The following is a 22,598-nucleotide window of genomic DNA, read 5'->3' on the forward strand; positions in this document are numbered from 1 at the left end:
ATTTTCAACGTTACCTATGTCTAATCTCATTAGGATACATCCTAGAAAGTTATTCCGGATGTTGTAACCATTGCTCAAGTATAACACAAGCCGCTATGCTATCCACCTCTGATTGCTTGATTTTACGATACCCGCCCTGTGCAAACAATTGCTCTCTAGCCGCAACAGTTGAGAGTCGCTCATCAACCAAATGAACAGGGAGAACAAAACGTTTATGTAATTCTTGAGCAAATCGACGCGCTGGGGCAGTTGTGTATAGTTCACTGCCATCAATACATGTTGGAATACCAACAACTAACCCATGGGGTGTCCACTGCGCAATAACCTTGGCAACAGCATTCCAATCTGGAACACCTGCACGAGCACTAAGCGTTGCTAAAGGTGAAGCACTGCATGTAAGCTGCTGACCTACAGCAACTCCAATACGTTTATAACCAAAATCAAAACCTAAATAAACGGAACTAGGCATGGCCAATATTCGAACTCAATTGATTCATTTTGACTCCTAAAGTTGATCCTGCATATTCCCAACGATCTTCAAAGGGTATCTCATACAGAATCTCTGAACGATAAGGACAAACCAACCAAGTATTCTCTAGGATTTCTTTTTCTAATTGATGCTCTACCCATCCAGCATAACCTAAGGTGATTAAAACTTCTTTGGGACCCTTGTCTTCAGCAATGGCTCGAATAATATCATTAGATGTCGTTACCGTCACTTCTTCTTGCAGAAATAAACTGGATCGCCAAGTGCCTAATTGTTTATGAATGACAAAACCTCTTTCTGGCTGAACTGGACCACCAAACATTAACGGTAGATGGCTTTGCTCTGAATGAATAGGCTCAATATGTAACTGCTCAAAAACTATAGCCAAAGGAAACTGCATGGGTCGATTAATAATGAGACCAACTGAACCCTGCTCATGATGCTCGCAAATATAGATCACTGTTCTTTCAAAATTAGGATCATTGAGAGACGGCATAGCAATCAGCAAGTGATTAGCCAAGGAGCTTATAATTGCCATGGACCCTCCCGAAAAAGTAATTTTTACTTATATGTTTCTTACTTTAAGTATATACTATAAACAGATTTGATTGCTTTTAATTCATAATTTTTAAAAAGTGAACTTTGCGTCAGATAGTGTCTGTTTGGAAAAAAAGTCTTTGAACTTAAGTTCAACAGTTTTGTTCCTGGTAAAGTTTGGGTATACTTCACAAAAATTTGCTTAAGAGACTCAATATCATGAGCAGCATATTTAATATGTTTGGTCCTTCACCAATAAGACCTATAGAACAACACATGCGTAAAGTACATCAATGCGCAAAACAGCTCTACCCTTTTTTTGAGGCCGTTTTAAAACAGGATTGGACAACAGCGAATAAAATTAAAGAAAAAATTCTTGATTTTGAAAAAGAAGCTGATTTAATTAAGCGTGATTTACGTCTTCATTTACCTACGGGACTTTTCCTACCCGTTTCCCGAACTGATCTACTTGAGCTTCTCAGTGCCCAAGATCTCATCGCCAATAAAGCAGAGGACATCGCGATTTTAATCACAAGCAGGAAAATGTCTATCCCTGAATCTTTAGTCCCTGTTTTTATGCCTTTTTTAAGCCGTTGTCTTGATGCATCAAAACAAGCGTGTAAAGCAATCAATGAGTTAGATGAATTATTAGAAACAGGTTTCAGAGGTTCTGAGGTTAAAATCGTTGAAGAAATGATTTTAAAACTCTATGAAATTGAACATGATAGCGATGCACGACTCGCAGAAGTAAGGCATCGTATTTTTGAAATCGAAAATGATTTATCTGCCATTGATACAATATTTTTATACAAATTGGTCCAGTGGATTGATGATTTAGCTGACGATGCCCAACATGTAGGCAGCCGTCTCCAAATTTTAATAGCCCGGTAGTCAAACTCTATGGATTATTCAATCATTTATCTTCTTACAGCAGTTATTTTATGTTTTCTAATGACTTGGGGAGTGGGTGCTAATGACTTAGCGAATGTCATGAGCACTACTATGGGCTCTAAAGCAGTCACAGTCAGACAAGCCATGTTGATCGCTATAATTTTTGAATTTGCCGGTGCTTTTTTAGGAGGAACAGGTGTTACAGAAACGATGCGCGATGGAATTATAAACTCCAGCCAACTATCTGGAGAACCATTAATTCTTATTGAAGGCATGCTTGGTGTTTTATTAGCCTGTACTATCTGGATGAATCTTGCAAGCTATCTTGGAGTTCCTGTTTCCATCACTAATGCCTTAGTAGGCTCAATGGTTGGTTTTGGCACTGTAGTATTAGGACCTCAAGCAATTCATTGGAACCAAGTCAGCCATATTGCTATAAGTTGGATTACTTCACCAATGATTTCAGGGATTACTGCATTTGCATTATTTACGAGTATTCAGCAAACCATCTTTGTCAAAAGCAATCCTCTCACTAAAGCTAAACTATATATTCCCATTTATCTCTTTCTCATTGGTTCTATTTTGTCATTTATTACCGTATTTAAGGGACTGAATCACTTCCACATTCACCTTAATTTTAAACAAAATCTAGCGGTCACCTTGGCAACCAGTATTATCATTACCGTTATTGGTATCATCATAATTAAGCGGATTCCCGAGCCTCATCGAATAAGACGCAGAGAACGTTTTATACAAGTCGAAAAATATTTTGCAGTGCTTATGGCAATGACGGCCTGCGCTATGGCTTTTGCTCATGGATCAAATGATGTTGCACTTGCGGTGGGACCGCTCTCAATAATCTACAGCTTAGTAATGAGCTCACATCAAGTTTTTGATGCTAATAATTATCCAGCATGGATTATATTATTAGGTTGTATCGGCGTTGTCACTGGCCTTCTTATGTATGGTAGAAAAGTTATTGAAACCGTAGGAAGTGCAATAACCGCCCTCACCCCTAGTCGCGCATTTGCCGCAACACTTTCTGCGGCAACAACAGTGGTAGTGGCTACAAGTACCGGCATTCCAGTTTCAGCAACACAAACTTTAGTTGGAGCTGTTCTTGGAGTAGGATTAGCGCGAGGTATTGGTGCTTTAAATTTAATTGTAATTCGTAATATTTTTATGTCCTGGATATTAACCTTACCTGCAGCCTCAATTTTAACCATTTTATCTTATAAATTATTGCATGCATTTTTGGGATAAATAATCAAGTGTAAACCCGGGAACAAACTCCTATTCGGACTTCGATTCCCGGATTATGCCACGCATCATCCTCCGCTAAAGAGGGAAAATCTAATAGAGTATTAAGTGGAACGAGCTTCTTTTTAGAATAGCTGGAATTAACAGAAAAAAACTTAGATAAACTCCCTTTCCTTAATAAAACTCAACATCCACCTTACACATCGTTACTCTGCTCAGTGGGTAGTCCTTAGTTTCAACAAAAAGATAAGTGCTCATCAATAGTTAACTTAGCGTGAGTTTCGCATAAGAGAATGTGGTTGTACATCGAACCGTTCGGGCTGAGGAAGCGCATAGCGCTTTCTCGAAGCCTTAGTACGAATTTTCAAGTTCTGTGCTAAGGCTTCGAGATGGCATAAATGCCTCCTCAGCCTGAACGGTTCGCAATGAAGGCTGGATCTAAATAGATTCTTTATTCAAAAAATCACCTTAACTTAAGCCTGAATGAAACTCTGCGTAATACGGAAGGTCATGAGCGTAGCGAATTCCTTTACAGAAGTAACGAACCATTTACCTTACTCTGCTCAGTGGGTAGTCCTTAGTTTCAACAAAAAGATAAGTGCTCATCCAATAGTTAACTTAACGTGAGTTTCGCATAAGAGAATGTGGTTGCACATCGAACCGTTCGGGCTGAGGAAGCGCATAGCGCTTTCTCGAAGCCTTAGTACGAATTTTCAAGTTCTGTGCTAAGGCTTCGAGATGGCATAAATGCCTCCTCAGCCTGAACGGTTCGCAATGAAGGCTGGATCTAAATAGATTCTTTATTCAAAAAATCACCTTAACTTAAGCCTGAATGAAACTCTGCGTAATACGGAAGGTCATGAGCGTAGCGAATTCCTTTACAGAAGTAACGAACCATTTACCTTACTCTGCTCAGTGGGTAGTCCTTAGTTTCAACAAAAAGATAAGTGCTCATCCAATAGTTAACTTAACGTGAGTTTCGCATAAGAGAATGTGGTTGCACATCGAACCGTTCGGGCTGAGGAAGCGCATAGCGCTTTCTCGAAGCCTTAGTACGAATTTTCAAGTTCTGTGCTAAGGCTTCGAGATGGCATAAATGCCTCCTCAGCCTGAACGGTTCGCAATGAAGGCTGGATCTAAATAGATTCTTTATTCAAAAAATCACCTTAACTTAAGCCTGAATGAAACTCTGCGTAATACGGAAGGTCATGAGCGTAGCGAATTCCTTTACAGAAGTAACGAACCATTTACCTTACTCTGCTCAGTGGGTAGTCCTTAGTTTCAACAAAAAGATAAGTGCTCATCCAATAGTTAACTTAACGTGAGTTTCGCATAAGAGAATGTGGTTGCACATCGAACCGTTCGGGCTGAGGAAGCGCATAGCGCTTTCTCGAAGCCTTAGTACGAATTTTCAAGTTCTGTGCTAAGGCTTCGAGATGGCATAAATGCCTCCTCAGCCTGAACGGTTCGCAATGAAGGCTGGATCTAAATAGATTCTTTATTCAAAAAATCACCTTAACTTAAGCCTGAATGAAACTCTGCGTAATACGGAAGGTCATGAGCGTAGCGAATTCCTTTACAGAAGTAACGAACCATTTACCTTACTCTGCTCAGTGGGTAGCCCTTAGTTTCAACAAAAAGATAAGTGCTCATCAATAGTTAACTTAGCGTGAGTTTCGCATAAGAGAATGTGGTTGCACATCGAACCGTTCGGGCTGAGGAAGCGCGTAGCGCTCTCTCGAAGCCTTAGTACGAATTTTCAAGTTCTGTGCTAAGGCTTCGAGATGGCATAAATGCCTCCTCAGCCTGAACGGTTCGAGAGAGGGAGTGGATCTAAATAGATTCTTTATTCGAAAATCACATGAACTTAAGCCTGGATGAAGCTCTGCGTAATACGGAAGGTCATGAGCGTAGCGAATTCCTTCGTTAAAATTCTTCCCAAATTTCGCCTTTTTCATCTTTATAGTCTTTATTATCACGCATCAAAAAAATACGCTTATGTTTATTAATTTCTTTTAATTGGGATGCTGATTTAGAATGAGTGGCATCAAATTCAAATAAAAATTTATCATAAGGACTAACATAAGCTTTATCTATATCATTTGAGTTCATAATAAATCCAGAGTAACTTTAATTTTATTAAGGTATTTTATAGCTTTTTTATCTAAGTTACCATTACCCTATAAAAGCAATTTAAGTTTTTGTGCGCAGGCTAAAGACATTAATCCCATGTTTGCTTTGAATTTTTTACCCACCATAGCGGTGGTTATTGTGTTCTCAAAAATATTCAAAAAATATTAACGCTCAACTGGTTTGGCTTGCTTACTATCAACTTAATTGCTTTTTCTAGGATTACCCATTTTAAAAAGATAAGAGGCAACAACATGAGTTTAAAAAAAGCAGAGTTACATGTTCATTTAGAAGGCACTATTACTCCTGAGCTAGCGGCAAAACTAGCGAAACGAAATCAATTGACATTGCCTGAAGGACTTGTGGCTCCTGATGGGAAAAGCTATTTATCAAAGGATTTTCTAGATTTTTTAAAAGTTTACGATACCTTAGCCGCAGTAATAAAACATCCTCAAGATTATTATGACATTACTTTCGATTATTTAAGAGCCCGTGCTCAGGAAGATGCTATCTATGTAGAAATGATGTATTCTCCTGACCATGCCGAACTTTCCAGCAAAATACCTTCTGCAGAACATTTAACAGCAATTCAGCAAGCAATTGACGATGCTAAAGAACAATTCAATATTGTAGGACGTATTATCGTTACCGCAGTTCGTCATTTTGGTGTAGAAGCCGTAGAACATGTCGCACAACAAACGCATAAAGATAAATTTCCATGTGTTACTGGTTTTGGTTTAGGGGGTGATGAAGCCAAGTTTCCACCCAAATTGTTCACTAAAGCCTATCAAATTGCAGCTGACGCTGGATTGCAGTGTACAGTACATGCGGGTGAATTTGCTTCTGCTGCTGGAATGGATGAAGCAATGGATTATCTCCCTATTCAACGCATAGGACATGGAGTTAATTCCATCTATTCACCAAACACTATGGCAAGGGTGAAGGATAAAGGAATTTCTTTAGAAATCTGCCCTAGCAGCAATATCTTTCTAGGTCTTTTTAAAAATATGAGTGAACATCCTTTCCCTAAGTTTTATGAGGCAGGAGTTAAGATCAGTATCAGTTCAGATGATCCACCGTTCATGAGCACAACGCTAGGTCAAGAATATAACCGTGTCCAAAATTCCTATAATTATGATGATGAAACAATGAATTCAATTACACGAATGGCGATAGAAGCTGCTTTTGTTGACTCCAAAACAAAAGCAGAGCTACTTGCAAGGATTTAAGGAACTACAAGTTCGATATAAAAAAGAGTAAAATTTTTATATCGAACTGCTTTTATTTAGATCGAGTTAATCCCGATGTAACTCACCCATAAGCTGTTCAATATAACGCCTGCAAGTCAGTGGGTGATGTAAAAAGTTAATAATGCGACGAGTGCCACCTGTGCCAGTGATACAAACCAAACCATAACTTAAAACACTTCCTAAGATCGATTGCCGTATATCAATTGCTTCTATCTTACTTAATGGGATATCAATAGTTTGTCTGACTATAACTCCTGTACGAATAATGACATGATTTTTTTTAATCGTAAGAGATGAAAAATAATAAGTCATCCATGTCATACCAATCCATAGTAAAGCCAAAGCAGCTGCTCCATATCCTACTTTTTCTAACAGAGCGAGATCAGTATTATGAACAATTGCCAAAGCAACACATAAGCTAAGTACAGGCCAAAAAAATATAATCCAATGCATACGGGTAAAAAAGATAATATCATTAGGATTGTTATTATTCTGTTTTTCAAACATTAGTTTCCACCTATAGTCCTGAGTGTTTTGCTAAAAATTATGATATTCCATTTAACATGAATTTGCTATTCTATACTTATCTTATTAAAAATTTCCAAATTAAAATGCGTTCTATCAGCCATTGCCTCAACAAACAACTTGCCGAGATTTGTCAACGTTCTTTTCAACTCGAAGAACTTTCTCATAAAGTAAAACAATTACTTCCAGAAAATTTAGGCAAAGAATGTTATGTGGGGAGTTTTAATAAGGGTTGCTTAGTACTCACCACTACCAATGCTGTATGGGCAACACAATTGCGTTATGCTCTCCCAGAACTGCGTGATCGTCTGCGTAAAGAGGCTGGCCTTTATCAACTGTTGTCAATCAAAGTAGCTGTCAGTACACCAATTTTTCAACATGAAAAATCGATTCAACCCCAAAAAAATGAATTATCAGAGAAAGCTAAAGCTACCATTGTTCATGAAAGTCAGCAGTGCACGTATGAACCATTACAAAAAGCATTATTACGTTTAGCAGATCATGATGATTAATCAATAAGTGATAATAAAAAGCATCTGTCCAGTGGAAAACGCTGGCTCTAGCGAACTTATTATCAAAACAGCTTTTTCTTATCTGTGCAATATTTAATGCATCGCTATCTCTAGCTAGGCTTTATTCCGCCCAGGTTCTCTTCTACTTTAAGCTCGATATCCTGATTTTCTTTCTTAATCCCCATTAATTTTTGTTTGATATTTTCAAAACGACTGCGAGCTCCTTGCAATTCGTTTGCCTGAACATCTTCCATCGCTTTTAAGAGCATACTTTGTACTAACTTATCACATCTTGAATTAGGTTTCACCTTATCAGGATTTGCGTGACCGAAAATTTCCTTACTAGCGCTTTTTAGATCCTTGCAAGTCAGCTCCTGAGTATCAAAATAAATTTTATCTATAAGCGAGTGCATGTGCCTCACGGTAGTTTCTACCCATTTTATTTCTGGTTTGTAATCATGCAATCTCGCCTCATCAATGCGAATGCAAAGGTCGTCTACCACATGGTTAAGAAGATTCATTACCTCAAAATGTTGATTAGGATCTAATTTGTTGATACTTGCTTTTAAATTAAAAAGATCAGAATGTTCAGTAAGAACTTTTAATGTTATTGCATAAGGATGGCAAGCATGAGTTCCAGGGAGTTCAACAATATCAGCAAATTGCTCCAAATCCACTTTGCTATTAATGTCAAAAGCCAATAATTGCGGATTATTTTGTTTTTTGACATCATGAACTTGTTTTAATTGATCATCAAACAATATGCCTATAGCATTCTCATGCTCTTTGCTTTCGTTTTGATATTGGGTAAGAAGCTCTTGCATCTTTGCACCTTTAAGTCCAGCTGGGGCTCTGGCAATTTGTTTAATCGTTATATTTTCTTCATGGACTAAACGTTGCAGTATGTCCATTGTAGGTAAGGTTCCTAGTTTGATATTTTTTAGGGCGGGCTCTACAATCTCAGGACGTGCTGTAAGGATAATAATGTCATAGCCTTTCTCTTGAGCCCACTTCATGTACTCCTTTAATGAACTTCTAATATTGCTCTCAGTATTTCGCCACCCATATAAAGGATTTTTATCTATTTTTTCTACTAAAGTAGTTCCATCAATATCAATGGCAATAAATCCCAATTTTGAACTCATATTTACTCTCTCACTAGCAAAAAATCTGCTAAATTAATTTATATTAATTATATTTAATCAATATGATTAATATTAATCCAATTAATTATATTTATATGAGTTATAAAATTTTTAGATAACAAAGAATTCCGTATGATTTAAAATCTATAAATTCACAACCAAAAGCATGGAGCGCTCACCAAAAAAATTAATAAATATTATGTTTAGGGATAATCATAAATTCCTTTTCCTCACTTAGTATTTTTTATTTTAAAGTAAAAAAATAAAAAAAGTATCATGAAATAAATAAATAATGGCTTAATAAAAATATTAAATATTAAAATTATGTGGAAGAACAAACTGTTTGAATTCCATAACATTTTATAGAACGTAAAAGTACCTAATGGCTGATAGGGTTTTACATATAACAGTACTGCAACTTGCTTAATAATAAAGAAACTAAGTATGGCGCACAGAAAAGCAATTATATGCCTCACTGAATAAAAAACATCAAACCATACTTTTCTTTTCATTGAGCTTCCTGCGATTAATTATACTCTTTTTATTATATCCTCTCCATTGCATGAAATATTGGAATAATTAGGCAAGTCTCTACTTATTTTGAAAATACTCAGACCTATGTCGAAAGTGCAACGAACTAATTAGCTGGTAGACAATCGTACTAACTTGTTTCTACGAAAGCTTTTTCAAATCGACGCGATACCCATTCTGCACCAAGATAAGTAAAACAATCTTGCAAATAATCAGTTAACTCATCTTCTTCTATAATATGCTCAAAGCCTACAGGTTCTATGTCATGATGAAAATAGGCCCCAAAATAATGCATTGAAAAATCTACATAATCGCGAGTATGTAAAATAAAAGCGTGCCACAGATCATCAAGAAGCAGTAAAGGACCAAAAAGATATGTTTTTTTACCCAGTTTTGCTCTTTGATCGTTTAACCACATCCAAGACAATAAATCAGTGAATAATTCATTTACTTCTTGCACAGTAAATTCAGGACGGTGATAACAAAAATACGTTACCACCGCCTTATTTTGATAAAGTAATAGGTCCGATAAAGCTATCTTATTATCCACAACATGTTTTCTTAGTACTTGGTTTTTGAGTAACATATCGTACAATACGGCAAATCATTTCTTCTTTAGTCATTATTATCTCCTAAAAAGTTAACATTCAACCAAATTGTAATTCATTTATTGCATTGAAACATTAGAATATTCACTTCATAACTTACCAGATCACACAACGGTTTTTATTCACCATAGGACTATCATTAGATAAATGAAAAGCTTTTTGGAATTGTGGAATATTAGCTAAACTTCCATTCACTCTATATTGAGCGGGAGGATGAGGATCGGTAGTAATTTGATTTCTTAATTGTTGCGGCCTAATATTCATTGCCCAAACATGTGCTGTGGCTAAAAAGAATTGTTGATCCGGAGTCATACCAGCGATTGTAGGTGCATTTTTATATTCCTTAGAATGTTGGAATGCTCTATAAGCCAAGATAATACCTCCTAAATCAGCAGTAGCTTCTCCTACAACCAATTTCCCTTGTACATGTAAATCATCGACAACATAATTCGAATATTGATTTACAATGCATTGTGTGGCAGCTTGGAACTTCGCCAAATCACTAGGTGTCCACCAATTTTTTAAATTGCCATAACCGTCAAATTGTGCCCCTTGATCATCAAATCCATGAGTCATCTCATGTCCCATGACAAAACCTATCGCGCCATAATTCACTGCTGCTGGAGCATTAGGAGAAAAAAATGGAGATTGCAGAATTCCTGCTGGAATATTCAGATTATTCATGGAGGGATCATAATACGCATTAATCGTTTGTGGCGTCATTGCCCACTCAGTTCTGTCTATAGGCTTTCCTATTTTATTAAGATCACGATTTGTTAAAAACTCATTGGCTCTAATAACATTTAATACATAGGGTCCCCGATTAACCTCCAACTTAGAATAATCCCACCATTTAGAAGGATATCCTACTCGTTCCTCCATTAAATCCAATTTTTTCAAAGCAGCTTTGCGAGTAGCTGGGGTCATCCATGATAAAGTATTAATGTCTTCACGCAAAACTGTACGAATATTCTTAAGGATGTCCAAGGCTTGCTTTTTATCCTCTGGAGAAAAATAGTGATCCACGTACATCTTACCAATAGCAAAACCTAAAGCAGCATTTTCTGTGCCTACAACACGTTTCCATCTCGGTAATATTTTCTCTGCTCCAGTAAGTACTGAAACCATTTTAAAATTTTGATCCACAAAAGGCTTAGATAAATAAGAAGCAAAAGAATCAATCAAATGCCAACGCAAATACGTTTTCCAGTCTTCTAAAGAAATTGTATTTAATTGTTTACTCATATCCTTGAAAAAAACTGGCATTGCCATATTGACACTCTTAAGGTTATCTTGCCCCATAGCTCTAAAATATGCAGGCCAAGAAAAGTTTGGAGTCAATTGTGCTAATTGAGTTAAGTCCATAATATGATAAATTGCATGAGGGTCACGTTGTTCCACTTGAGACATAGAAACTTTAGCCATTTGCGTTTCTAGTTTCATTACCGTATTGGCCTCAATTACTGCTTTATCTGGGGCATCTCCTAATAATTCAAACATCTTAGCAACGTGATTCACATATGCATCACGAATTTGTTTGAATTTAGCATTATCTTTTAAATAATAATCACGATCGGGTAAACTTAAGCCTCCTTGAACTAAGGCCCCTATCATTTCACTACTATTTTTAAAATCTTGCATACTTCCAAAATCAAAAAAGACATCAACACCTATTTGATGTAAATGAGCTATCTCATTTTGTAAATTAGTTAGATTTTTCAAATTATTGATACGATCAAATTCGGGCTGTAAGGGTTTAATACCTAATTGATTGATACTTTCTTCATCCATGCCACTGTAATAAAAATCCCCAACTTTTTGTTCAATGCTACCTGGCTTTGCCTTGGTATCTTTAGCTGCATTAATGAGCATTTGATGAATAATATTCTGGACTTTCTCGCTGATAATATTAAAACTTCCCCAACTTGAATAATCAGGGGGAATAGGATTATTTTTTTGCCAATTACCATTAGCATAAGAATAAAAATCTTGGCTAGGTGAGATATTGGTATTTAACCAATTCATATGAAGTGCTTCTTCAGCGGTGCTTTTCTGAGGTTCAGTACTTGCAGCAAAAATTGATGAACTACATACCAAAGCAAAAATAAGACTGACATTAAGTCTCATGACAGAACTCTCCTTTGTAACGGCCTCCTATTACGCCTCGATAGGATAAAATTCTGCTTGCATTGCAGGAAGATACTCCTCTGTATCAAAATAAGTATATTCCCAAGCATCTTTTCTGACCATTAATTCACGCAATAATCTATTATTCAATTCATGACCTGATTTATAACCTTCGAAAGCACCAATTAGGCTAGAGCCTAACAAATAAAGGTCACCAATTGCATCTAAAACTTTATGAGAAACAAATTCTGATTCAAAACGAAGCCCATCATCATTAAGAACACGATAATCATCAACTACTATGGCATTATCTAAACTACCACCTTTCGCTAAATCGCATTCTCTTAATTTCTCATAATCAGAAAGAAAACCAAAAGTCCGTGCACGACATACTTCTTTCACATACGAAGTTGCAGAGAAATCAAAGCTTACTGTTTGCGGCTTATCATTAAACGCTGGATGATCAAAATCTATAGTAAAAGTAATTTTATATCCATTATAAGGATAGAATTGAACAAACTTTTCATTATCTTCCACACGAATGGGCTTAAGAATACGAATGTATTTTTTAGGCGCATTTTGCTCACGAATACCAGCTGATTGAATCAAAAAAACAAAAGGAGCAGCACTACCATCCATAATAGGTAGCTCAGGACCATTCACATCAATATAAGCATTGTCGATGCCTAAACCTGCTAAGGCAGAAAGCAAATGTTCTACAGTTGCAATCTTAATTGGTCCCTGATGTAAAGTAGTACATAGCATTGTATCACCAACATTTTCATAAGATGCTGGAATTTCAACTACAGGTTCAAGGTCTACTCGTCTAAAAACGATACCTGTATTCACGGGAGCTGGCCTCAAGGTTAAAAGCACTTTTTCGCCAGAATGCAATCCTACCCCTGTCGCTTGGATCACTTTTTTAGGAGTTCTTTGTTTTGTCATTCAGTGCTCACCTTGTTCCTCATGATATCAGTTTTTGTTTTTTACTTTGCGCGCAAAACTTCGCGATCCTATCAATATTTTACTATTTAGTCTAATTATTTTTGTATCAAAGACTTAAATTTCCTTCTCCTATACCACCACCCACTAAGTTTTATACATCGTTGCAAGCTCACTCGGCTTCGGTCATGTACTTATGTACACTCCCTCGCCTTCATTTACTTGCGCCTTGTCTAAAACCTAGTGAGTGGCGCTATATAACAAAAGAAGGAATTAAAATTATACCTCTTCTTGGCGACGCAAAAATGCAGGGATATCTAAATAATCTACATCAGGAACATGATCACTATTTTGTTTTGCAGTGGAAGACACATTTGTCTGAGCTTGTTTACGAACCACAGCAGGTCTATCAAATTGTTGGTAATCTAATGAACCATCGCTTCGTGTGGTTTCAAGTAAACGAGTACGATGGGATTGTTGTGGTTGTAATTGCTGATGACGTTGTCTTGCATCTCCCAAACCTGTCACAATAACAGTGACACGCATTTCATCAGTCATTTCAGGATCAATTACAGTTCCTACTACAACGGTTGCATCATCAGAAATAAACTCCTTAACTACATCGCCTACTTCTTCGAACTCACCAATTGACATGTCAAGTCCTGCGGTGATATTGACAAGGATGCCACGAGCTCCAGAGAAATTCACATCCTCCAGTAGAGGGGAGGCAATAGCAGCTTCAGCAGCTTGGCGTGCTCGTTGTTCACCTACAGCACTACCAGTACCCATCATTGCCATGCCCATTTCCGACATTACAGTACGAACATCTGCGAAGTCCACATTAATTAAACCTGGGCGAGTAATTAAATCAGATATTCCTTTTACTGCACCAAGCAAAACATTATTCGCTGCTTTAAAAGCATTAAGAAGACTAATATTTTTTCCCAGAACGCTAAGTAATTTGTTGTTAGGTATCGTGATCAGCGAATCAACATGTTCTGCCAACCGACGTATTCCTTCTTCAGCAGCCAATGCACGTTGTTTCCCTTCAAAAGAGAAAGGTTTGGTCACTACAGCAACAGTTAATATTCCCAATTCTTTAGCAATTTCCGCAAAAACAGGTGCCGCACCAGTTCCAGTGCCTCCTCCCATTCCTGCAGTGATGAAAACCATATCCGCACCACTTAAAATTTCTCGGATAAGATCTCTATCTTCTTCTGCTGCTTCTCGTCCAATTTGTGGGTTTGCACCAGCACCTAAACCTTTAGTAAGTTCATCCCCAAGTTGAATATGTATTTTTGCATTAGAGCCCTTTAGTGCCTGTGCATCAGTATTAGCACAAATAAACTCAACACCATCAATGTTCTCTGCGACCATATGTTCAACGGCATTACCGCCACCACCACCTACACCAACAACCTTAATTACAGCATTATTGGTATAATGTTGGCTTTCCATTAATTCAAACATAACCCCGCTCCCCCCATATGTTTATTCTTTATCTAATCCAGCAGTAATAACTATAATGAAAATCTGCTGAGTTAATTTAAAAAACTATTTTTAAAAATTACCTTGGAACCATTCTTTCATGCGTGCCCAGAAACTGCGAGTACTATCATTCATTGTGGGTACGCTGTAGTTTGATACGTACTGCTGTTGATAACCATGTAACAGTAATCCTACCCCTGTAGCAAAAGAAGGGTTTTCAGTTGCTTCAGCTAAACCCGATACTGAATGTGCAAAACCTTTTCTTACAGGCATTTCAAAACAGAGTTCTGCAAGCTCAATACCCCCTCGTACATTTGCAGCACCGCCAGTAAGCACAATACCTGCTGCCATTCTATCTTCAAAACCACTGCGACGTAATTCATTGCGAACCAAAGTAAACAACTCTTCATATCGTGCAGCAACCACCTCAGATAGAGCCGTAGCTGAAATTTTTCGCCCAGGCCTATCATTTACACTTGTCACCTCTAACATTTGATTTGCATTAGCTAATTCAGACAGGGCACAAGCATGATTCAGCTTAATGGCCTCAGCTGCTTTAGTGGGCGTACGTAAAGCCATAGCAATGTCATTAGTGACTTGATCTCCTGCAATAGGAATTACTGCAGTATGTTGAATTGCACCTTCAGAAAATATAGCTATATCTGTCGTTCCACCACCAATATCAATGAGACATACACCTAAATCTTTCTCATCTTCAGTAAGAACAGCATGACTTGAAGCCAATTGTTCAAGAATAATATCATTCACATCCAACCCACATCGGCGTACACACTTGACTATATTTTGTGCAGCACTTACTAGACCAGTAACGATATGCACGCGAGATTCAAGCCGTACTCCAGACATTCCTATAGGTTCTCGGATACTATTTTGGTGATCAATAATAAATTCTTGAGGTAAGACATGGAGAATTTTTTGATCTGCAGGAATTGCCACTGCTTTTGCAGCATCAATTACTCGCTCTACATCAGCCTGCGATACTTCCTTATCACGAATAGCCACTATCCCATGTGAATTCAAACTGCGAATGTGACTTCCTGCGATGCCCGCATAAACCGTCCGCACTTCGCATCCAGCCATGAGCTCCGCCTCTTGAACCGCACGTTGTATGGAGTTTACAGTAGCTTCTATATCCACAACAACACCGCGTTTTAAACCACGAGAGGGATGACGACCTATTCCGATAATTTCTATTGCACCATCAGAGGTTACTTCACCAATTAATGCAATCACTTTTGAAGTTCCGATGTCCAATCCAGTGATAATATTTTTTTCTATTTTTTTTGCCATTATCGTTCCGTTTGTTGTTTCCACTGCACCGCCATACCACGTGGATAACGCAGGTCCACGCTTGCCAACTGCTCTATTTTTTCAGCAAATACCGCAGGATATGCTTTACAAAAACGAAGCAATCGCGCTTCAAGTTCTTTCTTTCCTAAATATATCTTGATTCCATTGCCTAAAAGCAATATCCATGATTGGTTTTCTCTTAAATTTAGTCCAGCGGCTTTCACATCATACATTGACAATATCTTACTCAATTTTTTGTAAACTTGTAAGACGTCTACTTGTTGAGATATAGGACCTTTTAGGCGAGGAATATTTAGATCTTCAGGGACAGCGTCTTCATTAAATAATCGGCCATCCTCTGTCATTAAAGCATTATTCCAAATCGCAACTGGTTTTTTTTCAACAAGTTTTATTTTTAAAGTATCAGGCCAAATACGCTCAACACTCGCATTATCCACCCAACCTATCGCATTTAACTCATCTTGTAATTCACTTACTGGAAAAGTAAAAAAACTATTACTCAAATACTTTGATAATATATTTTCCAATTCCTGGTGAGTTACATGTTCATAATTCGCAGAAACTTTAACCGTAGTAATTGGAAAGCGTTCTGCATCCGACATATAATAATAACCTAAACGATAGGTTAAAAATATCGCACTTAAACTTAATACTAATAACCAACAAATATAACGCAAATTCCCGAAAACAACACTCCTATTTTTATCCATGACATTCATAGATAATTGGTTACTAAATGTCGACGACAGTTCTGGTGTACTATCGCAATGCGAATCAGTTCATCAAGCAAATCAGGATACGATAAACCACTTGCCTGCCATAATTTTGGATACATACTAATCGAAGTAAATCCTGGTAATGTGTTTACTTCATTAAAATAAATTGTCTCAGTTTTTTCATTAACAAAAAAATCGATACGTGCCATTCCCTTACATTTTAATCGAAGAAAGATATCTGCTGCTGCTTGCTTTAATTGTTCATACAAAGTTTGACTTAAAAGAGCAGGTATTATTAAATCAGTTTTTCCACTCTCCAAGTATTTTGCTGAATAAGAATAAAAACCATCAGGATGATTCACGCGAATTTCACCCGCAACACTGACTCTTGGCTTTCCTGCTGGAATAGTACTCTCAAGAACGGATAATTCAATCTCTCTCCCAGACACAAATGCTTCGACTAAGATTTCTTCGTCATAACGCAGAGCATCCTCTACAGCATTGATTAACTCAGCCATATTTTTTGCTTTATGTATTCCTACACTCGAGCCCATGGCGCAAGGTTTAACAAATAAAGGCCAACCAAATTCTGTAGCAACTTCTTGACAAAAACGTTGTCTTTCAGATGCAGAGGTATGCCACGACAAAAGCTTATAATTCGCTGATTTTAGGCCATTAATACAAACGATACGCCTTGCCATATCCTTATCCATGCCAATGGCAGAAGAAAGCACGTCACAACCGACGTAGGCAACTCCTGATAACTCAAGCATTCCTTGTAAACAACCATCTTCATATAAAGGCCCATGTACTATAGGAAAAACAATATCTGCATCAACAGATAAACGTCCATCAATAAGTAAGCCTGCTAAAGGTTTTGAGTTTTCAGTGACTACCGGAAGTCTTTCTTTGCTTGCTAATAAATCTTGGTACTGGTGTTGATGAAATAATCCATCTTTATCCATAGCAATAGGAATAATATTGTATTTTTTAGCATCTAAATGCGCTAAAACAGATGCTGCTGAAATCAATGAAATTTCATGCTCTCCAGATTTTCCACCATAAAGCAGAACCAGGTTGATAAGCTTAGACATTAATAATCTCCAATAATATGTACTTCGCGCATCAACTCAATTGTTGTCTGCTCACGAACTTTAGTTTGTACTAAATGAATCAATGCTTCAATATCAGCTGCAATTGCTGATCCTTGATGATTGATAATAAAATTGGCATGCTTTTGAGAAACTACTGCCCCACCTATTGTGAATCCTTTCAACCCACAAGATTCAATCAATCGAGCAGCATAATTGCCAGAAGGATTTCTAAACACTGACCCACAGTTATATTCATTGGTAGGCTGCGTATTTGCCCGATGAGCTAACAAATCCTTTATCATTTGCAAAGAAGTTTCTTTAGTACCGGGATTAAGCTTAAAGGTCGCCGAAACGAACCACTCCTCCGGAGGCGCTAAAACATGGCGATAAGCAACTTCATACTCTTCAGGTTTACGAGTCCTGATTTCACCTCTTCGCGTCATGGTCTGCAATTCTACTACAAATTGCCAAGTTTCACCGCCATGACAACCGGCATTCATCCGTAAAGCCCCTCCCATCGTCCCAGGAATTCCTGCCCAAAACTCACCACCCGACATGTCATTGCGTGCACAGAAACGTGCCATGCTCGCGCAAGATACCCCTGCATCTACTTTAACTGTCTGAGCATCCACAAGTGAAATTTCTTTTAAACATCCTTGAGTAAGAATAACCGTTCCGGAGAAACCACCATCTCGAATTAAAGAATTAGAACCCAGTCCTAACCATAACAAAGGCTCTGTTTCAGGAAGCTGGCAAAGAAATAACGACAAATCAGCAATATTTGCCGGTTTATAAAGCTTGGCGGCAGGTCCCCCAACACGCCAGGTAGTATATTCCGCCAAAGGCTCGTTATAAAGCAATGCACCTTGTAGTTTCTCTGTAAGGTCACAATTATTCTCTATGGTACTCATTTTGTTCTCATAATTCTTGCATCAAGTTCACCGCAATTTGTCCGATACTTCCAGCGCCTTGCATCAGTATTACATCACCCTCTTTAACCGATTGATCTAAACTTCTTTTCAGAGATTGTTCATCCACTAAAGTAACTTTTTTGTCCTTGTTTCTTATTTTTTGTGCCAGAATTTCACTACTTACACCAGGAATTTCAGACTCTCCTGCAGAGTAAATGTCAAACAAAAACAATTCGTCAGCAAGACTTAGTACATCAACAAATTGATCATGTAACGATTGGGTTCGTGTATAACGATGTGGTTGAAATACATGTACTAAACGCTTATTTGGCCATACATGACGAAATGCATCTATGGTTGATAGAATTTCTTGAGGATGATGCCCGTAATCATCAACAACAATAGCAGATCCCTTCTCAAACTTTTTCTCGCCTAACATTTGGAAACGGCGACCCACACCCTGAAATTTTTCCAAAGCTCGAATAATAGAAGTATCGTCAACACCTAGTTGTGTAGCAATTGCAATTGAAGCTAAGGCATTTAATACATTATGACGGCCTGGATACTGAAATTGAATTTTTAATGGAGAATAAGATTTTGGACGAATGGCCGTGAACTCACTAAGAAGTTCGTTTTGCGTCCAATTTACCGCACGATAATGAGCTTCTTCTGCAAATCCATAAGTTAACGTAGGTCTCTCAATAACCGGTAAGATTTTGCGCACTTCAGGATCATCAATACATACCACAGCCAAACCATAGAAAGGTAAATGATGCAAAAACTCAAGAAAGGTAGTTCTTAATTTTTCAAAATTGTTTTCATAAGTTCCCATATGATCTGCGTCAATATTAGTCACTATTGCCATCATAGGTTTTAAGAATAAAAATGATGCATCACTTTCATCTGCTTCAACAACAAAGTAAGGAGACTGGCCAAGTTGAGCATTCACCCCCAAGCTATTCAATTTTCCGCCAATTACAAAGCTTGGATCCAATCCTCCTTCAGCGAGAACACTACTTACCAAGCTTGTAGTTGTTGTTTTACCATGAGTTCCAGCTACAGCGATACCATGTCGAAAACGCATAAGCTCCGCAAGCATTGCCGCTCGTGGAATAACCGGAATCATTTGTTCGCGTGCGGCTACTATTTCAGGATTATCCAACTCCACAGCTGAAGAACGAACTACAACATCAGCTCCTTTTATGTGTTCTGCTTTATGCCCTAAATAAACAGGAACCCCCAAAGATTTTAATCTTTGTACTGTACTCCCTTCACCTAAATCTGAGCCTGTAATGCGATATCCTTGATTGTGTAAAACCTCAGCAATTCCACACATACCAACACCACCAATCCCAACAAAATGTATTTGCTCTACGCAACCCATCCGTGAAGATATAAATTGTCCCGAATTGCTCACAACTCCCCCTTATGTTGACCTAAACTTACCCTCAAATAAGTATTATTTCTGATGGGATATTTAGGTTGATAGCGGCCTCAACCCAAGAGCCTGCCAACGATTCTCATGATCAATGCGCAATAATAACGCAATTACAACACAATTGATAACCATACTAGCACCACCGTAACTCATCAGTGGCAAAGTTAATCCCTTTGTGGGTAACAAACCCGAGTTAACCCCCATATTAATAGCTGCTTGTAAACCCAGCCAAAAGGTTAATCCGTACGCTGTATACGAAGCAAACAATCGCTCCTGTATATAAGCATTGTAGGCAATGGTCAAACCTCTAATTACTAAAATACTGTATAAAGTCATAACCATTAAAATACCTACCAAACCTAATTCTTCTGCCAAAACAGCAAATAAGAAGTCAGTATGTGCTTCAGGCAGATATAATAATTTTTGGATACTTTCCCCTAAACCAGTTCCAAACCAACCACCTCGTCCGAATGCAATTAAAGACTGGGTCAACTGATATCCACTATTATATTGGTCTGCCCAAGGATCTAAAAATGCGGTCAGACGAGCAACTCGATAAGGGGACGAAACTGCCAAAAAGGCTAATGCTCCCATTACGACTAACATCAAACCTATATAATAGCGTAATTTTACCCCTGCTAAAAACAGCATAGCCATCACTGTCCCTGAAATCACAACAGTAGCTCCAAAATCAGGTTCCAGTAGTAACAATAGTGATACCACTCCTAAAATAACCATAGGCTTAATAAAGCCCAAAATGCTACTACTCACCGCTTTTTGCTGACGAACCAAATAGCCCGCCAAATAAAAAATCATAGTGAGCTTAGCTAATTCAGAAACTTGAACGCCTATAGGTCCTAATGCCAACCATCGCCTACTCCCATTGACTGAACGACCAATTCCGGGAACCAATACAATCAGCAACATGAGCAAACATATCATCAGCATTGGCATGCTAATACGCTCCCAAACACTACTATCGGTTCTAACAATCACTAAAGCAACAATTAAACCTGCAGCTAAATAACACACTTGACGAATCAAAAAATGAAACGGTTGATGAAAATATTTGGTAGAAATCATGACTGAACTTGAGGCGACCATCATAAGCCCAATAATCAACAAACCAATAACGACACTAATCAGCCATTTATCATAAAGCGAAATAGGTTTGCTGACAGGTTTACCCCTTTGATTCACATGTCTTGGTCGCATCGACTTATAACCCGTTTACTAAAGAAGCAAAAGCCTCGCCTCGATGATTAAAATCGCGAAACATATCCAAACTAGCGCACGCAGGAGATAATAAAACAACATCACCAGGTTTTGCCTGTAACTTAGCAACTTCGACAGCATTATCTAATGAGGAGGCGCGTGATATTGGAACTACATCCGCCAATGCAGCCTCTATTTTATCTGCATCTTCGCCAATTAAAATAATGGATCTTACAAAATCAGCTATTGGTTGAGCCAGTTCCCTAAAATCGGCTCCTTTTCCTTGCCCACCGGCAATAAGTACAATCTTTCCTTGCATAGAACCTCCTATTCCATTAATTGCAGAGATTGTTGCACCAATATTTGTCCCTTTTGAATCATTTATCCAATCTACGCCATCCAGAATTCGCACCCATTGACAACGATGAGGTAACCCCGAAAATGTAGTTAATACCTCAATAATGTGTTGCTGAGTAATACCTGCTGTATCAGCTAAAGCACAGGCAGCAAGTGCATTAAACCAGTTATGCACTCCCTTGATTAATACAGACTCAACGGGCAAAAAGCAAGTATGGCCCTTTGCCAAGTATATTTTATTCTCTTGCTGAATTAAACCCCAATTGTTTTTTTCAGGAGCATCTTTACCAAAAGAAATTCGATTAACCTCTTCTCTCAAAAAACGTTTTTCATTTTCTCCTTCGTCCCAGAGAGGCCCTTGAGGGGTGGATGAAGGGGTATTAGTGCGGCGGTCTTGGCTGATGTTTGCCTCACCATGACTAGAGACTATAGGAACAGTATGAAGATCATCGCGATTAAATAACGCGACTTGTGCTTTATGGTAAATTCGTTGCTTAGCTTGGATATAGGCCTCCATAGTGTGATGCCTATCCAAATGATCGGGGGTCACGTTTAAAATAGTAGCGGCAATCGGCTCTAATGAATAAGTTAAATCCAATTGAAAGCTTGACAACTCCAAAACCCAAAGATCATATTGATGCTCATCATCAAGCATGTCAAGAACTGGTGTTCCAATATTCCCAGCAACAGCAACTTTATATCCTGCAGCCTTAGCCATTTCTCCCACTAAAGTAGTGACCGTTGATTTTCCATTAGTTCCAGTAATTGCTATGACTGGGGCATGAATCTCACGAGCCAGACATTCTATATCACCATAAATAGCTACGCCTGCCTTCATGGCCTTCTTTAAAAAAGGCGTGTCTAAGGACAAGCCTGGGCTTGCAATAATATCTGAGAGTTGATGGATTATTTCATCGGGAATATCTTGGACATAAAGAGAGACATTTGGAAACTCTCGAGTAAACTCAGCAATACTCGGAGCTTGGGCACGTGTATCAAAAGCAATAAATGGTTTATTATTTCTACGTAAATACCGTGCTACTGATAAACCAGTTTTACCCAAACCTGCAATTAAATACAACGGAGGATTCATGAGTGCACC

The 22,598-nt window shown here is 38.0% G+C and carries 20 protein-coding genes; 4 read left to right on the forward strand and 16 right to left on the reverse strand.

Going from position 1 to position 22,598, the window contains the following annotated elements:
* Nucleotides 1-49 precede the first annotated feature (49 nt).
* Together ruvX and DYH34_RS14095 are read right to left on the reverse strand one after the other, a co-directional pair.
* Nucleotides 50-469, reverse strand: coding sequence for a Holliday junction resolvase RuvX (ruvX, locus tag DYH34_RS14090; RefSeq protein WP_058465127.1), 420 nt, complete (start codon nucleotides 467-469; stop codon nucleotides 50-52).
* Nucleotides 462-1,025 (reverse strand): YqgE/AlgH family protein, encoded by a 564-nt coding sequence (locus DYH34_RS14095; protein ID WP_058465128.1) that lies wholly within the window; start codon nucleotides 1,023-1,025, stop codon nucleotides 462-464. The genes ruvX and DYH34_RS14095 overlap by 8 nt, the downstream gene beginning before the upstream one ends.
* 218 nt (nucleotides 1,026-1,243) lie before the next feature.
* On the opposite strand from DYH34_RS14095, the gene DYH34_RS14100 reads away from it, so the two are divergent.
* Both DYH34_RS14100 and DYH34_RS14105 read left to right on the forward strand, forming a co-directional pair.
* The gene (locus DYH34_RS14100; protein WP_058465129.1) at nucleotides 1,244-1,915 is read left to right on the forward strand and encodes a TIGR00153 family protein; all 672 of its coding nucleotides are present in this window, start codon (nucleotides 1,244-1,246) and stop codon (nucleotides 1,913-1,915) included.
* Between the two features lie 9 nt (nucleotides 1,916-1,924).
* Nucleotides 1,925-3,178 (forward strand): inorganic phosphate transporter, encoded by a 1,254-nt coding sequence (locus tag DYH34_RS14105; protein ID WP_058465130.1) that lies wholly within the window; start codon nucleotides 1,925-1,927, stop codon nucleotides 3,176-3,178.
* Nucleotides 3,179-5,101: 1,923 nt separating this feature from the next.
* On the opposite strand, the gene DYH34_RS14110 is transcribed toward DYH34_RS14105, so the two are convergent.
* Nucleotides 5,102-5,287: a CBU_0585 family protein gene (locus DYH34_RS14110; RefSeq protein WP_027269631.1), complete on the reverse strand. Its 186-nt coding sequence runs from the start codon at nucleotides 5,285-5,287 to the stop codon at nucleotides 5,102-5,104.
* Between the two features lie 272 nt (nucleotides 5,288-5,559).
* Between DYH34_RS14110 and DYH34_RS14115 the strand changes: the two genes are divergently transcribed.
* On the forward strand, nucleotides 5,560-6,534 hold the full coding sequence (locus DYH34_RS14115; RefSeq protein WP_058465131.1) for an adenosine deaminase: 975 nt from the start codon (nucleotides 5,560-5,562) through the stop codon (nucleotides 6,532-6,534).
* 66 nt (nucleotides 6,535-6,600) lie between these two features.
* On the opposite strand, the gene DYH34_RS14120 is transcribed toward DYH34_RS14115, so the two are convergent.
* A complete protein-coding gene (locus DYH34_RS14120) occupies nucleotides 6,601-7,062 on the reverse strand; it encodes a PH domain-containing protein (RefSeq protein WP_058465132.1) in 462 nt (153 codons plus the stop codon).
* Nucleotides 7,063-7,166: 104 nt separating this feature from the next.
* Between DYH34_RS14120 and DYH34_RS14125 the strand changes: the two genes are divergently transcribed.
* Nucleotides 7,167-7,592, forward strand: a complete 426-nt coding sequence (locus DYH34_RS14125) for a DciA family protein (RefSeq protein ID WP_058465209.1) — start codon at nucleotides 7,167-7,169, stop codon at nucleotides 7,590-7,592.
* A gap of 110 nt (nucleotides 7,593-7,702) precedes the next feature.
* On the opposite strand, the gene DYH34_RS14130 is transcribed toward DYH34_RS14125, so the two are convergent.
* From DYH34_RS14130 to murD, 12 genes are all read right to left on the reverse strand, one after another.
* Nucleotides 7,703-8,737 carry an HAD family hydrolase gene (locus tag DYH34_RS14130; RefSeq protein WP_058465133.1) on the reverse strand — a complete coding sequence of 345 codons (1,035 nt, stop codon included), beginning with the start codon at nucleotides 8,735-8,737 and terminating at the stop codon, nucleotides 7,703-7,705.
* Between the two features lie 661 nt (nucleotides 8,738-9,398).
* On the reverse strand, nucleotides 9,399-9,818 hold the full coding sequence (locus tag DYH34_RS14140; RefSeq protein WP_083502763.1) for a glycine-rich domain-containing protein: 420 nt from the start codon (nucleotides 9,816-9,818) through the stop codon (nucleotides 9,399-9,401).
* Between the two features lie 154 nt (nucleotides 9,819-9,972).
* On the reverse strand, nucleotides 9,973-12,003 hold the full coding sequence (locus DYH34_RS14145; RefSeq protein WP_058465136.1) for a M13 family metallopeptidase: 2,031 nt from the start codon (nucleotides 12,001-12,003) through the stop codon (nucleotides 9,973-9,975).
* A gap of 30 nt (nucleotides 12,004-12,033) precedes the next feature.
* On the reverse strand, nucleotides 12,034-12,948 hold the full coding sequence (lpxC, locus tag DYH34_RS14150; protein WP_058465137.1) for a UDP-3-O-acyl-N-acetylglucosamine deacetylase: 915 nt from the start codon (nucleotides 12,946-12,948) through the stop codon (nucleotides 12,034-12,036).
* Nucleotides 12,949-13,224: 276 nt separating this feature from the next.
* Nucleotides 13,225-14,415, reverse strand: a complete 1,191-nt coding sequence (ftsZ, locus tag DYH34_RS14155) for a cell division protein FtsZ (protein WP_058465138.1) — start codon at nucleotides 14,413-14,415, stop codon at nucleotides 13,225-13,227.
* A 90-nt stretch (nucleotides 14,416-14,505) separates the two neighbouring features.
* Complete coding sequence (gene ftsA / locus DYH34_RS14160; protein ID WP_058465139.1) at nucleotides 14,506-15,744, reverse strand: cell division protein FtsA; 1,239 nt, start codon at nucleotides 15,742-15,744, stop codon at nucleotides 14,506-14,508.
* Nucleotides 15,744-16,475 (reverse strand): cell division protein FtsQ/DivIB, encoded by a 732-nt coding sequence (locus DYH34_RS14165; protein WP_058465140.1) that lies wholly within the window; start codon nucleotides 16,473-16,475, stop codon nucleotides 15,744-15,746. Before DYH34_RS14165 ends, ftsA begins: the two co-directional genes overlap by 1 nt.
* Nucleotides 16,476-16,480: 5 nt before the next feature.
* Nucleotides 16,481-17,575, reverse strand: a complete 1,095-nt coding sequence (locus DYH34_RS14170) for a D-alanine--D-alanine ligase family protein (RefSeq protein WP_058465141.1) — start codon at nucleotides 17,573-17,575, stop codon at nucleotides 16,481-16,483.
* On the reverse strand, nucleotides 17,575-18,486 hold the full coding sequence (murB, locus tag DYH34_RS14175) for a UDP-N-acetylmuramate dehydrogenase (protein WP_058465142.1): 912 nt from the start codon (nucleotides 18,484-18,486) through the stop codon (nucleotides 17,575-17,577). Before murB ends, DYH34_RS14170 begins: the two co-directional genes overlap by 1 nt.
* 7 nt (nucleotides 18,487-18,493) lie before the next feature.
* On the reverse strand, nucleotides 18,494-19,903 hold the full coding sequence (gene murC, locus DYH34_RS14180) for a UDP-N-acetylmuramate--L-alanine ligase (RefSeq protein ID WP_058465143.1): 1,410 nt from the start codon (nucleotides 19,901-19,903) through the stop codon (nucleotides 18,494-18,496).
* Nucleotides 19,904-19,963: 60 nt separating this feature from the next.
* Nucleotides 19,964-21,139, reverse strand: coding sequence for a putative lipid II flippase FtsW (ftsW, locus tag DYH34_RS14185; protein WP_058465144.1), 1,176 nt, complete (start codon nucleotides 21,137-21,139; stop codon nucleotides 19,964-19,966).
* Between the two features lie 4 nt (nucleotides 21,140-21,143).
* Nucleotides 21,144-22,589 carry a UDP-N-acetylmuramoyl-L-alanine--D-glutamate ligase gene (murD, locus tag DYH34_RS14190; protein ID WP_058465145.1) on the reverse strand — a complete coding sequence of 482 codons (1,446 nt, stop codon included), beginning with the start codon at nucleotides 22,587-22,589 and terminating at the stop codon, nucleotides 21,144-21,146.
* Nucleotides 22,590-22,598 lie beyond the last annotated feature (9 nt).

The organism is Legionella cincinnatiensis (assembly GCF_900452415.1).
In the GTDB taxonomy this organism is placed as follows: Bacteria; Pseudomonadota; Gammaproteobacteria; order Legionellales; family Legionellaceae; genus Legionella; species Legionella cincinnatiensis.

Excerpts from the sequence above, each read along its gene's own strand:
- DYH34_RS14165 (WP_058465140.1), bottom strand. The coding sequence starts at position 16,475 with ATGGATAAAAATAGGAGTGTTGTTTTCGGGAATTTGCGTTATATTTGT.
- murD (WP_058465145.1), bottom strand. The coding sequence starts at position 22,589 with ATGAATCCTCCGTTGTATTTAATTGCAGGTTTGGGTAAAACTGGTTTA.
- DYH34_RS14145 (WP_058465136.1), bottom strand. The coding sequence starts at position 12,003 with ATGAGACTTAATGTCAGTCTTATTTTTGCTTTGGTATGTAGTTCATCA.
- DYH34_RS14125 (WP_058465209.1), top strand. The coding sequence starts at position 7,167 with ATGCGTTCTATCAGCCATTGCCTCAACAAACAACTTGCCGAGATTTGT.
- DYH34_RS14170 (WP_058465141.1), bottom strand. The coding sequence starts at position 17,575 with ATGTCTAAGCTTATCAACCTGGTTCTGCTTTATGGTGGAAAATCTGGA.
- ftsA (WP_058465139.1), bottom strand. The coding sequence starts at position 15,744 with ATGGCAAAAAAAATAGAAAAAAATATTATCACTGGATTGGACATCGGA.
- ftsW (WP_058465144.1), bottom strand. The coding sequence starts at position 21,139 with ATGCGACCAAGACATGTGAATCAAAGGGGTAAACCTGTCAGCAAACCT.
- DYH34_RS14130 (WP_058465133.1), bottom strand. The coding sequence starts at position 8,737 with ATGAGTTCAAAATTGGGATTTATTGCCATTGATATTGATGGAACTACT.
- ftsZ (WP_058465138.1), bottom strand. The coding sequence starts at position 14,415 with ATGTTTGAATTAATGGAAAGCCAACATTATACCAATAATGCTGTAATT.
- DYH34_RS14105 (WP_058465130.1), top strand. The coding sequence starts at position 1,925 with ATGGATTATTCAATCATTTATCTTCTTACAGCAGTTATTTTATGTTTT.
- murB (WP_058465142.1), bottom strand. The coding sequence starts at position 18,486 with ATGAGTACCATAGAGAATAATTGTGACCTTACAGAGAAACTACAAGGT.
- DYH34_RS14095 (WP_058465128.1), bottom strand. The coding sequence starts at position 1,025 with ATGGCAATTATAAGCTCCTTGGCTAATCACTTGCTGATTGCTATGCCG.
- lpxC (WP_058465137.1), bottom strand. The coding sequence starts at position 12,948 with ATGACAAAACAAAGAACTCCTAAAAAAGTGATCCAAGCGACAGGGGTA.
- DYH34_RS14110 (WP_027269631.1), bottom strand. The coding sequence starts at position 5,287 with ATGAACTCAAATGATATAGATAAAGCTTATGTTAGTCCTTATGATAAA.
- ruvX (WP_058465127.1), bottom strand. The coding sequence starts at position 469 with ATGCCTAGTTCCGTTTATTTAGGTTTTGATTTTGGTTATAAACGTATT.
- DYH34_RS14120 (WP_058465132.1), bottom strand. The coding sequence starts at position 7,062 with ATGTTTGAAAAACAGAATAATAACAATCCTAATGATATTATCTTTTTT.
- DYH34_RS14115 (WP_058465131.1), top strand. The coding sequence starts at position 5,560 with ATGAGTTTAAAAAAAGCAGAGTTACATGTTCATTTAGAAGGCACTATT.
- DYH34_RS14100 (WP_058465129.1), top strand. The coding sequence starts at position 1,244 with ATGAGCAGCATATTTAATATGTTTGGTCCTTCACCAATAAGACCTATA.